Below are 13851 nucleotides of genomic sequence, written 5' to 3' on the forward strand. Positions count from 1 at the left end.
CAATAACGGACTGGGACAGAGGGATGAATAATGCCGACTAACACACAACCCTTCTGCCCTTTTATGGCCAGAGGGGTTTTTTATATGATTTCGGCCATCTCCTCTCTCCTGCATAAAGGAGGAGTAGTTTTTGAAAACAAAAACAGATTTTTTGAAGATGAAAGAGCAAGGTGAGCCGATTACAATGCTAACGGCGTATGATTATCCATCTGCTAAATTAGCAGAAGAAGCTGAAGTTGATATGATTCTAGTTGGAGATTCTCTTGGAATGGTTGTACTCGGATACGATTCAACAGTACCTGTAACAGTAGAGGATATGATTCATCATACGAAAGCTGTACGCCGTGGAGCGAAAGAGACGTTTATTGTAACTGATATGCCATTTATGTCGTATCACGTATCATTACAAGAAACGATGGTGAATGCACGCCGCATCGTTCAAGAGAGCGGGGCACACGCACTGAAGGTAGAAGGTGCTGGAGAAGTTATATCGACGATTCAATATTTGACGAACGCAGGAATTCCTGTTGTAGCGCATTTAGGTTTAACCCCTCAATCTGTAGGAGTGTTGGGTGGATATAAAGTGCAAGGAAAAGATGCGGAGAGTGCAAAAAAATTAATAGAAGATGCAAAGAAATGTGAAGAAGCTGGTGCAATAGCGCTTGTGTTAGAATGTGTACCAATGCAGCTAGCAGAACTTATTTCAGAGCAACTAACAATACCGACAATTGGGATTGGTGCAGGACAAAAAGTAGATGGGCAAGTGCTTGTTTATCATGATCTTATCTCATACGGCGTAAATCGTGTTCCGAAATTTGTGAAGCAATATACGTCTGTTCAAGAGGAGATTGTACGCGGGATTTCACAATATGTTACTGAAGTAAAGACAAGGAAATTTCCTGAAGAAAAACATTCGTTCACAATGAAAGAGGAAGAATGCTTAGCGTTATACGGAGGAAAACAATAATGAAAATCGTAACTACAGTGCAAGAGATGCAGCAAATTACAAACGAACTTCGTGCAAGTGGAAAGAGTATTGGTTTTGTTCCAACAATGGGTTATTTACATGAAGGCCATGCTACTTTATTACGTAAGGCAAGAGAAGAAAATGAAATTGTAGTTTTAAGTGTATTTGTAAACCCACTACAATTTGGCCCAAATGAAGATTTAGATCGATATCCTCGTGATATTGATAGAGATGAAAATGTAGCAAAAGAAAACGGTGTAGATTATTTATTTTATCCGAGTGTAGAAGAAATGTATCCAGCAGAACAAACGACAACAGTTGAAGTTGTAAAGCGTACCGATGTATTATGTGGCAAACAAAGACCTGGTCATTTTGCTGGTGTTGCAACTGTACTAATGAAACTATTTAATATTACGCTGCCAATGCGTGCTTATTTCGGTATGAAAGATGCTCAACAAGTTGCTGTCATTGAAGGATTTGTAACTGATTTCAATATTCCAGTTACAATCGTACCAGTTGATATTGTAAGGGAAGAAGATGGTTTAGCGAAAAGTTCTCGTAACGTGTACCTATCACAAGATGAACGTGAAGAAGCTCTTCATTTATACCGAAGCCTATGTATAGCGAAAGAAAGAATTGAGGCAGGTGAACGTAATCCGGAAATCATTACAAATCTTGTGAAAGAGTATATTGAGACGCATACGAAAGGCACTGTAGATTATGTGGATTTATATGCATATCCGTCATTAACAATGGTAGAGAAAGTCGAAGGAAGGATCATTTTAGCTATTGCAGTTAAGTTTGAAAATGTAAGATTAATTGACAATATAACATTAACGGTTAAATAAGGGGGAGCATCTATGTTTCGCACAATGATGAGAGCAAAGTTACATCGTGCAACTGTAACGGAGGCAAATTTAAATTATGTAGGTAGTATTACAATTGATGAAGACTTAATGGATGCGGTAAATATTGTAGAAAACGAAAAAGTCCAAATTGTAAATAATAATAATGGTGCTCGCTTAGAGACATACGTTATTAAAGGGGAACGCGGTAGTGGTGTTGTTTGTTTAAACGGTGCTGCGGCAAGGCTTGTACAACCAGGGGACAAAGTAATTATTATTTGTTATGGGCTAGTTACGGAAGAAGAGATTCATAAACAAGAACCAAAAATTGCAGTACTAGACGATAATAATCAAATTATTGAAATGTTAGGTGCTGAAAAAGCGGGTACGATATTATAAGTAGAAAAGCTATCTCCATTGCGGAGATAGCTTTTTTGTGCATCTTTTCATTAAGATGAGATAAAACGTGGTATAGTAACATTATATAAATTATTGTTGTTTGAAAGGTAAGAAATTGAGGTGTTACATATATGAGTAAGCGTTATGTCGTTGTTGATTTAGAGACGACAGGGAACTCCTGGAAAGATGGGAAGGATAAAATTACCCAAATTGCAGCTGTTGTAGTAGAAGATGGAGAGATATTGGAGATTTTTTCGTCTTTTGTTAATCCAAAGAGAGAGATCCCACCATTTATTACAGAATTAACAGGGATTGATGAAAGTCTTGTAAAACAAGCCCCGTTATTTCAAGATGTAGCCCCGATGATTGTTGAGCTATTACAAGGTGCGGCTTTCGTTGCGCATAATGTTCACTTTGATTGGAATTTTTTAAATGAAGAATTAAGGCAAGCTGGATATACAGAAATACATTGTCCGAAAATCGACACGGTTGAATTGGCTCAAATTCTTTTGCCGACAGCCGATAGTTATAAATTACGTGATTTAGCTAAGAAGCATGAACTAGAGCACGATCAACCACATCGTGCGGATAGTGATGCTCTTGCAACAGCGGAATTATTTTTACAATTTTTAAATGAAATTGAAAAGTTACCACTTGTCACGTTGCAATCGCTTTATGAATTAAGCGATGTGTTCCAAAGTGATATAGCTGATGTGCTTTCTGAAAATATTTTAAAGAAAGTAATGCACGGTAAAGAAGATACAGCGGAGTATGAAATACATCGAAATATTGCGCTGAAAAAGCGGAACTATTCCTTAAACCTTGGAGAAACGTGTTCATCAAAGTTTGATGCTTTCTTGAATAAAACGATGGATAAATTGGAATCACATATGCCAAAGTTTGAAAGAAGAGAAAGTCAACAATTGATGATGAAAGAGATATATACGGCGTTAAGAGATTCTCGTTTTTCACTAATTGAAGCCGGTACAGGAACAGGAAAGACTCTTGCTTATTTGCTTCCTAGTCTTTATTTTGCAAAGAGAAAAGAAGAACCTGTCATTATAAGTACACAAACGGTACAACTCCAACAACAAATATTAGAAAAAGAAATTCCGTTATTACAAAAAATAATGCCATTTTCATTTGAGGTAGCTCTTCTAAAAGGAAGAAAGCATTATTTATGCTTACATAAATTTGAGTATGCTTTGCAAGAGGAAGAAAAAAATTATGATATGGCACTTACGAAGGCGAAGATTTTAGTTTGGCTATTGCAAACTGAAACAGGTGATCGAGACGAATTAAATATTCCTGAGGGTGGAAAGTTACTTTGGAATCGGATTTGTAGCGATGCGTATAGTCCAGGCGGTATGCAAAGTAATTGGTATAGTCGTTGTTTTTACCAGCGAGCGAAGAATAAAGCTTTATTTGCAGATATCGTTATTACAAATCATGCGTTATTATTTCAAGATTTTTCAAGTGAAGAACCGTTGTTTGCTTCATGCGAACATATTATTTTTGATGAAGCTCACCATATTGAAGAAGCTGCGAGTAGAACATTGGGTGAACAGTTCTCTTGTATGTATTTTCAATTGGTTATATCTCGTCTTGGGACGCTAGAAACAGAAGATGTACTCTCCAAAGTATATAAAATGATGAAAAAATCAGAGCAAGCATCTCGTTCAACTTTCCGTATGATAAGTTATAGTTTGAAGGAACTTAAGTTTGATGCGGATGAACTCTTCCAAATGTTACGTACTTTTATATTTAAACAAACAAAGCAAGAACAAGGAACGAATAATATGCCGCTCATCTATAGGTATAACCCAGAACTAGAAAAAGGTAAGTTGTGGGATAGTATTGTCGAATTAACAAATCGTTTTATATATGAATTAAGAAGGGTAGTAACTGCTCTTGAGAAGCAAGTGAATATATTGCAAAGTAAGTTAGAATGGGAGATGCATGTTGTAACAGGTGAATTTATGCATTTAATTGAGTTGCTGAGAAAGATGGCAGAATCATTACAATTACTCATATTAGAAAAGAATTCGTATGTAACTTGGATGGAGACTGAAACGAAAGGGACGATTCATTCAACAGTTCTATATGCACAGCCTGTTCATATTGGTGAAAGATTTGCGGATGAATTTTTAACAGAAAAAAAGAGTGTTATTTTTACATCTGCAACACTAACAATTAACGATACGTTTGATTATATAAAAGAGGAACTTGGTTTACATGATTTCGCTCCAAATACTTTAAAGGTTCCGTCACCATTTCGTTATGATGAACAGATGAAATTAATGGTTTCAACGGATGTACCTTTTATTAAGCAAGTAAGTAATGAACGATTTATTGAATCTGTATCGGAACATATTGCAAAGATAGCGAAAACCACAAAAGGCAGAATGCTCGTTTTATTCACTTCGTATGAAATGTTAAAAGAAGCGTATGCGAATTTAAAAAATAATGATGAATTAGAGGGTTATTTATTACTCACACAAAGTGTGAATAATAGAAGTAGAAGCCGTTTAATTCGAAAGTTTCAAGAGTTCGACAAATCAATTTTATTAGGGACGAGCAGTTTCTGGGAAGGAATAGATATTCCAGGAGATGCCTTAAGTTGTCTTGTTATAGTCCGTCTACCATTTACACCTCCTCATCAGCCGATGATGGAAGCGAAAGGTGAGTGGCTAAAAAATCAAGGTGAAGATGTATTCGCTAAATTAGCGCTCCCACAAGCAATATTACGTTTCAAACAAGGATTTGGCCGTTTAATTCGAACGAATACAGACACAGGAACGGTAGTAGTGTTAGATCGTCGTTTGACGAGTTCTTCTTATGGAAAACGATTTCTACAATCGATCCCTAACGTACCTCTTTATGAAGGACCATTAGAAGAATTATTAGTACAATTAGAAGAACCACCAAATGAATAAAAATGGAAGAAAAATACGCCTGAAGTATTTATAAACTTCGGGCGTAAAAAATGTGGGTAGGAGGAATTTTATTTTTCTTACTTCTTGTATACAAAATGTGTTGGTTTTCGACTTGAAACCTTTTTTTGCTGTACATGTCCTGCTATAATAGATGGGTGATGAAGCAGGGGTTGTAAAGAATGTACTCTTATTGTAACCGCATTGCGTTCTTCTATAATTAGAAATTTTTGTGTAACGGAGGAGTTTTTTCATGGAGAAGAAAATCGAAGTACTATCAACGACACGTATTAAATATTCGTCTGATTTGTATAAAATTGTTGATAGTTTGAATCGTACGTTAAAAGAGCAGGACCTCATGTTCGGACTAGCATTAGACGAAAAAGATAAAGAAACAGCTGTATTTACGATTTACAGAACGTAGTGATACAATGAAAAAGTGGATCTTTGCAATCATTATTGTTATCGTTGCTAGCGGAATATATGGGGCGTATGTTTATAATAAAGCGATGGGAAAGAAAATTCCCAAAGAGTCGAAATTTGTAGAAATTGCTAAAGAAAAAGCAAAGCTTACAAAGGTCAAATCTGTTGATTATTACAATGGAAAATCTGCATATATAGTCGTGCAAGGTACAGATGAAAAGGGAGAACAACTTATCGTTTGGGTGCCTGAGAAAAAAGGGGATACTGTAGTAAGGAAAAAGAGCGAAGGTATTTCTGAAAAAGAGGCTATACAAAGAACAATAGAGCAAGTCGGCAATGAAAGTAAGGAATCAAAAAGTAAGCCGAAAGAGATTATGAAAGTGAAATTAGGCTTTGAAAATGATGTACCACTATGGGAAGTTACATATATTGATGATGACAATCGTTATAGCTATTACTATCTTGAATTTAAAGATGGAAAATTTTTAAGACGATATAGCATTGAAAAATAGATGTAGGGGGAACTACAAATGAAATTAGCAAAGCGAGTAGCTGCTTTAACACCGTCTTCAACTTTAGAAATTACAGCAAAGGCACAAGCATTAAAAGCAGAAGGTCATGATGTAATTGGATTAGGGGCAGGAGAACCTGACTTTAATACGCCAGAACATATTATGGATGCTGCACATAAAGCGATGTTAGAAGGACATACGAAGTATACACCAACAGGTGGATTACAAGCGTTAAAACAAGAGATTGTGAAGAAGTTTACTCGCGATCAAGGAATTGCGTATGATCCGTCCGAAATTATTGTATGTAACGGCGCAAAGCATGCATTATATACATTATTCCAAGTGTTACTTGATGAAGGAGATGAAGTTATCATCCCAACGCCTTACTGGGTAAGTTATCCTGAGCAAGTAAAGCTCGCTGGAGGTAAGCCAGTTTATGTAGAAGGTCTGGAAGGCAATGAGTACAAAATTACAGCAGAGCAGCTGCGTGAGGCAATTACAGAGAAAACGAAAGCAGTTATTATTAATTCACCGAGCAATCCAACAGGAATGATTTACAGCAAAGAAGAATTACAACAGCTTGGAGAAGTATGTTTAGAACACGATATTTTAATCGTTTCAGATGAAATTTATGAAAAGTTAATTTATGGTGGAGCAGAATATACTTCGGTTGCCCAGCTTTCTAATGCATTAAAAGAACAAACACTTATTATTAATGGTGTATCTAAATCTCATTCTATGACAGGATGGCGTATTGGATATGCAGCAGGGAATAAGCAGCTTATTAAAGCGATGACGAACTTAGCGAGTCATAGTACGTCAAACCCTACTTCAATCGCTCAATACGGCGCAATTGCGGCATATGCAGGCTCACAAGAACCTGTAGAAACAATGCGTCAAGCATTTGAAGAGAGATTAAACATTATTTATGATAAATTAATTCAAATCCCTGGCTTTACTTGCATTAAACCACAAGGTGCATTTTACTTATTCCCTAATGTAAAAGAAGCTGTAGCTTTATCTGGATACGAAAACGTTGATGATTGGGCAAAAGCTTTATTAGAAGAGGAAAAAGTGGCTCTTGTACCAGGTACAGGATTTGGTGCTCCGAATAACGTTCGCTTATCATATGCGACATCTCTTGAACAAGTAGAGAAAGCATTAGAACGCATTCATACGTTTATGAAAAGTAAAGTGCAAGCTTAATTTTATATTTCATTCATGTAATATAAAAAACCTCCCTATTAATGGGGAGGTTTTTTTGACGAATTGTGGCAAAAAGAAATAGCTAAAGGTGTGTTATACTAGAGAGCGAGGTGTTTGGTGATGAAAAAGAAAATAATGTTACAGTGGTTTGAGCAGGGAAGCATTGCAATTCCAAAATTGCTTATGATGCATTATAAAAAATTAGGTTTAAATGAGACGGAATTTATGGTGGTACTTCATGTACACACATTTTTAGAATCAGGTAATTCGTTTCCGACTCCTTCAGAGATTTCTGAACGGATGACGATAACGGAAATGAAATGTATGGAAGTAATTCAAGTATTGATTCAAAAAGGTTTTTTATCACTAGAAGGTGGACAAAGATCAGAAGCGATGATGTGCGAAAGTTATTCTTTACAACCGTTATGGGAAAAAATATTACATTTCTTAATGGATGAATCAATAGAGGAAGAGCAAAAAGAAAAAAAACAGCTGCAAGTAAATTTATATACAGTATTTGAAAAAGAATTTGGAAGACCACTTTCGCCGTTCGAATGTGAAACGTTAGGAATGTGGGAGGACCAAGATCAACATCATCCAAATTTAATTCAAGCGGCTCTTAGAGAGGCTGTAATGAGTGGAAAACTAAATTTCCGATATATTGATCGTATTTTATTTGAGTGGAAAAAGAATGGAATTAAAACGGTAGATCAGGCTCAAAATCAAGGTCAAAAATTTAGAGCGAATCAACAAAGAACACAACAAATGACAAAACAAGAGACGAAATTTACTGGAAAAGTACCTTTTTATAATTGGTTGGAGCAGTAATATAGGAGGAAAAATATGCTTAACAAAACGCAAATCCGTTATTGTTTAGACACAATGGCGGATATGTATCCAGAAGCACATTGTGAATTGGTTCATGATAATCCATTTGAACTTGTAATCGCGGTGGCGTTATCTGCACAATGTACGGATGTACTTGTAAATAAAGTGACAAGAAATTTATTTCAAAAATATAAAACACCAGAAGATTATTTAAGTGTTTCTCTAGAAGAATTACAACAAGATATACGCTCTATCGGATTGTATAGAAATAAAGCAAAAAACATTCAAAAATTATGCCGAATGTTATTAGATGACTATAATGGAGAAGTACCGAGCGATCGAGATGAACTTACGAAATTACCAGGTGTAGGAAGGAAAACAGCGAATGTTGTAGTTTCCGTAGCGTTTGGAATTCCGGCAATTGCTGTTGATACACATGTGGAGCGAGTGAGTAAACGATTAGCTATGTGTAGATGGAAAGACTCTGTGTTAGAAGTAGAAAAAACATTAATGAAAAAAGTACCGATGGATGAGTGGGGAGTTACACATCATCGTATGATTTTCTTTGGACGTTATCACTGTAAAGCACAACGACCGCAATGTGAGGAGTGCAGACTGTTAGAAGTATGTCGTGAAGGAAAGAAGCGAATGAAGGTGAAATAAAGGATGGAGCGAGTTATAGAAATACCGAAAGAATTTCACTGTTTACCATTTTTTGAAGAAAGTGTAAATTTAATTAAGTATCATACAGACAATTCTTTTGAAGAGATAATACAAAATACTTACTTTATATTTGATATTGAAAGACAGTATGAGCCATGGAAGGAAATTGAAAACAGTATTCCAGCGATGTTGAATGTATGGAAAAATAAGCATGAAGACATTGCTATACTGTTTCGAAATAGAAATAAGCAAGAGGCTGAGGGACCAATGATTCTTTTTGCAGCTCACTTGTTATCGGTTGTCTATTGGCTAAATGAACAACCTGTTCATAGTTTGAATGAAATGCAAATAAATACGAATAAATTAAAAGTACAACCTGTTAATTTTATGGAAAGATATTCATTCATTATAAAGAAACCGAGTAATTATCATTCTTATATTCAATTAGCGCAGTTGTATATCGAAATAGAAAAGCTGTATGTAAAGAAAATGATAACAAAAAAGAAGCCCGCTTCTCGTTAAGAGAAACGGACTTCTTTTTTTGTATATTAGGACTCTGTTGTAACAACAGCACCGTCTGCGTGAGGTGTATCTCCTCCGGTATTTTGGTGTTGCTGTTCTTGTTGTTTCTTAGCTTCTTCTTCAGCTTTTTTCTTGGCCTCTTCTTCAGCTTTCTTCTTAGCTTCTTCTTCAGCTTTTTTCTTAGCTTCTTCTTCAGCTTTCCTTCTAGCTTCCTCATCAGCTTTCTTCTGAGCTTCTTCTTGCTGTTTACGTTGTTGTTCTTGTTGCTGTTCTTGTTGTTTTTTAGCCTCTTCTTCAGCCTTTTTCTTAGCTTCGTCTTGTTTTACTTTATCTTCATTAGCCTTTTTCTGGGCTTCTTCATCAGCTTTTTTCTTAGCTTCTTCATCGGCCTTTTTCTTAGCCTCTTCTTCAGCTTTTTTCGCATCTGGAGTTCCGCCAGGCGCAGTGAAGGATGCACCAACTGCTGGGCTTGTGCCAGTGCCTTTTTTCGCTACTACAGAGAAGCTATAAGTAACACCTGGTTTAATACCACCAAGAGTAGCTGTCGTACCACTTACTGATAGGCTGCCACTTGAACCGTCAGTTGCTTTATAGCTGGCTGCATATGCATCAACTTCTGCTGGTCCAGACCAGTTTAGTGTAACTGTGCTAGCGCCATCAAAAGTGACATTCAGACCACTAGGGGCATCTACTTTAATTTGTTTAATTGCATCTTTTTTCGCACCTTTTACATATAATTCTCCGTTTATTTCTTGAACAGAAGAAGGACGTTCAAAGCGTGATTTATCTGTAGCGAATTTGCTCATCATTACTTGGAACATTTGCTGTGCAATTTTAGTATAACGATCACTAATGTAGTTTTCTGGACCGTTCTTTACGTAACCCGTCCATACAGCCATCGTATATTGTGGTGTATATCCAGCGAACCAGCTATCTCTGTTTGCATCAGCTGGAATGCCGTATTTCTTTAAATCTTTTGCATCAAAGTTTTGCGTTCCAGTTTTACCCGCTACGTCAACACCTGAAACATATGCTGTTGGTCCTGTACCACCAGAACCAGGTTTTACTACGTCACGAAGAACGTCAGTTACCATGTAAGCTGTATAGTCTTGCATAGCACGTTGTTCTTTCGGTTTAAAGCTTTTCTTTTTCCCGTCCGGGAAGGTTACTTCTTTTACGAAGTGTGGTTTATTGTAGTTACCACTATTACCAAAGGTTGCATATGCACCTGCTACTGCTAAGGGAGAACTATCGTTACTACCAATTGCAGTAGATTCATGTACTCCATTTTCAAATGTCATGCCTAAACCTTCAGCAAACTCTTTTGATTTATTAAGTCCAACTGTTTGAGCTGTCTTTAAAGCCGGGATGTTTAATGACTTCTTCAATGCTTCACGAAGTGAAACGTCACCTTTAAAACTCCCTGTAGCATTTTTAATCTTTGTGCCATCAGAATAAGTATATTCAGAGTCATTTAATTGATGATAAGTAGACCACTGAAGATTCTCAATCGCTGGACCGTAGTCGAAAATTGGTTTCATTGTTGAACCAACTTGGCGTTTTAAATCAGTTGCCATATTATGACCTTTGAAAGTGGACTTATTTTCTTTACGTCCAGCACCAATTGCTCGAACTTCTCCAGATTGTGTATCCATAAATACGAATGATCCTTGGAATTGATCGTTTGGATACTTAATAAGATTGCCATCCATAATTTTTTCAGCATAATCTTGAGCATCTTGATCAAGTGTTGTATGAATCGTTAAACCATCTGAACCGATATTTACATCAGGATATTCTTTTTCAACTTCTTTTACAACTGCATCTAAAAATGCTTGATACTTCATCTCAGTTATTTCTGAAGACGGTTGAAGGCCCTCTGTTACTGGGATTTTAACTGCATTATTCATTTCTTCTTTTGTTATATAACCATGTCGATTCATTAATGACAATACGACATTACGACGATTTGTTGCTCGTTCAACATTTTCCTTTTTGGTTGGATCATAAATGTTTGGACCTTGGGGTAAACCAGCGAGCATAGCAGCTTCATGTAATTGCAAGTCTTTTAAATCTTTACCATAATATTTTTGCGCTGCTGTCGCAATACCGTATGAACGGTTACCTAAATTAATCTTATTTAAGTACATTTCTAAAATCTCATGTTTAGAGTATTGTTGCTCTAATTTGTAAGATAAGTACCATTCTTGTACTTTTCTCTTAGCGGTTTTATCCATCGTTAGAAAGTAGTTTTTAACGACTTGCTGTGTAATCGTACTACCACCTTGGGAACCGAAACCACCAGTGACATTTTCCATAACTGCTTTTGTAGTTCGTTTAAAATCAATTCCATTATGATCATAGAAACGCGAATCCTCAGTTGCAAGGAATGCATTTTCAACTACTTTTGGAATTTGATCATAAGTAACATGTGTTCGTTTTTCAGCACCGTATTCATAGAAGAAATTTCCGTTTTTATCAAGAAACTTTGTTGATAAAGGATTAACAAGTTTGGATTTGTCTAATTTTGGAGCGTCCTTTACCATAACAAAGAAAGCGGAAACGCCGGCTACAAGACCAACGATACCAAGAAGTAGACAACCTATAAGGAATTTCTTGAAAAAGGAGCCTTTTTTCTTTGGTTTTTCTTCTTTATGTGTTTTTTTCTCTTGATTTTTCACATGATTTCGTTCTGTACGAGAACGATAATTATCTGACATTATACTTTCTCCTACCTTTCATTCTCTCCCCCAAAAGTCGAAAAAAGAGCCTTAGTGATGACTCTATCACGAAAAATAAACCATGTCTAGTACACGGATATAGTCAATCCGAGGGTGATAACCGCATGATAATAAGGATCCATGCTCTTCTATTTCTTCTTTCGTAATCGACTTGCGTCCACCAGTATTTTGACGATTCCAAAATGCAATAATATGTTTTGCATCTAGTAAATAAAATTCATCAAAAAGTGTAAATTTAATAATAACAAATGCAATTCCATTATGAGCAACCACTTGCTTCATATGTTCAATTTGATGAAGGTGGAAGTTTTGAAGTGGGAAACTAGTTTTATTTTTTGTTTCCTTTGCTTCAAAATCGATGTATTTCCCTTTGTATACACCGTTGTAATCTGTTGTAGAAGGTTGTTTAAAATACGCTTCTTTTACCACTGCAGCACTTCGAGCGGGGTAATCTACTTTTACAATTTGAAGAGGTGTAGGCTTTTTATGTACACATGCAATATTATGGGTTAAGTAATATTGATTTGTTTCATTCAATTCCTCTTCAAGGGACATACCTCTATTACTATAAGTATGTGTTTTTATAGGTGTTTTTTGAGGTTGTGAAGCTTGATTATACCTTTTTCCATTTGGGTAACGAATGGTCATAGTGTGTCCACTCCCAACTTGCTAAGAATTACTTACAAAGGTGATTATATCAAAAAATGAAAAAAGATGTGACCTTTTTGATGAAAGGTATGATGACTTATTTATGTTTACATGGAATGATTATATGAAAATTAAACAAAATCGAGAAAAAAAGTTTTGTACAGAGGAAGAAAGAGCAATCATTCGCAATATTAAAAAGAAAACAGAAATAGCTAATGTGGACAATATTTCTCGAACACAATCTTATCAAGAATATTATTTAAGAAATAGTGAAATCAGGTGGGCCTTTTTAGCGAGTATGGTTTCGAGAAATGCGGGCTGGAATATGACTGATTTAGAAGGGAGATATTATGCTACTGTTTTACCTAAAACGGTAAAAAAACATTTATTTATTCTGTACGAACAGGCTAATTGGATTATTTTTTTAGATGCATTTCCACAGCTATTATTGTATGAGGAAAGTAAGAAGAGACGTGCACCTCTCTTTCATTTGTTGCAATATTTCAGCGTATCAATTTTTATGGAAAAAGAATGGCTATTTTTCTGGGAAAGAAGAGATATAAATAGGCTTATGACAGCGCTTATTATAAATGAACAAAATAAAATTCAAAAACCAGTCATTGAGAACACATATTTTAAAAAACATGTATTCCATACTGCACTTTTTAAAGTACAAGAAAGATTTCATATTAGTGCAGTTATCTTCCCAACAATTGAAGGGAGAATGTATGGATTTTCGGTTTATCAATTTGAAACGTTACAACAGCGTATAGAACTAGGAAAAAAATTAGCATGGTTATTGTTTCATCCAATTTATAATGGTTCGTTTTATAAGTTTGCATTGCAAACTACACATACTGGGTCTAGAGAAGATTATGAAGTTTACGCAAAGGAAACTCGAAAGTCTTATACGCCAACACTTAGAGATATTTATCCTGTTATTTTACATGAAGAAATAAAAATGAGAGATTGGTTTTGTGCAAATATGAAAATGAATGTGCTATTTGTACTTGAAGAACCTAAAGGGGAAGTTAATATAACAGAATGGTATAGAAGAAAGAGAGAACAAATCTATAGGCTATCTATCGTAAATCGTTTTGCTAAAAGGATGGATGAGTTCATGATATAATAAAAAAGAAGTCCCGTCTTCCATTTTGAAGACGG

At 35.7% G+C, this 13851-nt stretch carries 13 protein-coding genes; 11 read left to right on the top strand and 2 right to left on the bottom strand.

Annotation, left to right across the window (positions count from 1 at the left end; translation table 11 throughout):
• The first annotated feature begins 130 nt into the window (after positions 1-130).
• From panB to MR143_RS00785, 10 genes are all read left to right on the top strand, one after another.
• A complete protein-coding gene (panB, locus tag MR143_RS00740; protein WP_000851107.1) occupies positions 131-967 on the top strand; it encodes a 3-methyl-2-oxobutanoate hydroxymethyltransferase in 837 nt (278 codons plus the stop codon).
• Positions 967-1815 (top strand): pantoate--beta-alanine ligase, encoded by an 849-nt coding sequence (panC, locus tag MR143_RS00745; protein ID WP_000707012.1) that lies wholly within the window; start codon positions 967-969, stop codon positions 1813-1815. The genes panB and panC overlap by 1 nt, the downstream gene beginning before the upstream one ends.
• 12 nt (positions 1816-1827) lie before the next feature.
• Complete coding sequence (panD, locus tag MR143_RS00750) at positions 1828-2211, top strand: aspartate 1-decarboxylase (protein WP_000490182.1); 384 nt, start codon at positions 1828-1830, stop codon at positions 2209-2211.
• 131 nt (positions 2212-2342) lie between these two features.
• Positions 2343-5147 carry an ATP-dependent DNA helicase DinG gene (dinG, locus tag MR143_RS00755; RefSeq protein ID WP_000044965.1) on the top strand — a complete coding sequence of 935 codons (2805 nt, stop codon included), beginning with the start codon at positions 2343-2345 and terminating at the stop codon, positions 5145-5147.
• 250 nt (positions 5148-5397) lie between these two features.
• On the top strand, positions 5398-5568 hold the full coding sequence (locus tag MR143_RS00760; protein WP_000412179.1) for a YpmA family protein: 171 nt from the start codon (positions 5398-5400) through the stop codon (positions 5566-5568).
• 7 nt (positions 5569-5575) lie between these two features.
• On the top strand, positions 5576-6079 hold the full coding sequence (locus MR143_RS00765) for a cell wall elongation regulator TseB-like domain-containing protein (protein WP_000758739.1): 504 nt from the start codon (positions 5576-5578) through the stop codon (positions 6077-6079).
• An 18-nt stretch (positions 6080-6097) separates the two neighbouring features.
• Positions 6098-7285, top strand: coding sequence for an aspartate transaminase AspB (gene aspB, locus MR143_RS00770; RefSeq protein ID WP_000761568.1), 1188 nt, complete (start codon positions 6098-6100; stop codon positions 7283-7285).
• 120 nt (positions 7286-7405) lie between these two features.
• Entirely contained in the window at positions 7406-8113 is a 708-nt protein-coding gene (gene dnaD / locus MR143_RS00775; RefSeq protein WP_000727172.1) for a DNA replication protein DnaD, read from the top strand.
• Between the two features lie 15 nt (positions 8114-8128).
• Positions 8129-8776 (top strand): endonuclease III, encoded by a 648-nt coding sequence (nth, locus tag MR143_RS00780; RefSeq protein ID WP_000933037.1) that lies wholly within the window; start codon positions 8129-8131, stop codon positions 8774-8776.
• 3 nt (positions 8777-8779) lie between these two features.
• On the top strand, positions 8780-9298 hold the full coding sequence (locus MR143_RS00785; RefSeq protein ID WP_000442647.1) for a YpoC family protein: 519 nt from the start codon (positions 8780-8782) through the stop codon (positions 9296-9298).
• A gap of 26 nt (positions 9299-9324) precedes the next feature.
• Here MR143_RS00785 and MR143_RS00790 read toward each other — a convergent pair whose 3' ends face one another.
• Together MR143_RS00790 and recU are read right to left on the bottom strand one after the other, a co-directional pair.
• Positions 9325-12018, bottom strand: a complete 2694-nt coding sequence (locus tag MR143_RS00790) for a PBP1A family penicillin-binding protein (RefSeq protein WP_001283096.1) — start codon at positions 12016-12018, stop codon at positions 9325-9327.
• Positions 12019-12084: 66 nt separating this feature from the next.
• Positions 12085-12687: a Holliday junction resolvase RecU gene (gene recU, locus MR143_RS00795; protein ID WP_000155598.1), complete on the bottom strand. Its 603-nt coding sequence runs from the start codon at positions 12685-12687 to the stop codon at positions 12085-12087.
• Between the two features lie 103 nt (positions 12688-12790).
• Here recU and MR143_RS00800 point away from each other — a divergent pair, with 103 nt between their 5' ends.
• Positions 12791-13816 carry a DUF2515 domain-containing protein gene (locus MR143_RS00800; protein ID WP_000495647.1) on the top strand — a complete coding sequence of 342 codons (1026 nt, stop codon included), beginning with the start codon at positions 12791-12793 and terminating at the stop codon, positions 13814-13816.
• Positions 13817-13851: the final 35 nt, after the last annotated feature.

This window comes from Bacillus cereus group sp. BfR-BA-01347, assembly GCF_022663835.1.
Lineage (GTDB): Bacteria > Bacillota > Bacilli > Bacillales > Bacillaceae_G > Bacillus_A > Bacillus_A thuringiensis_K.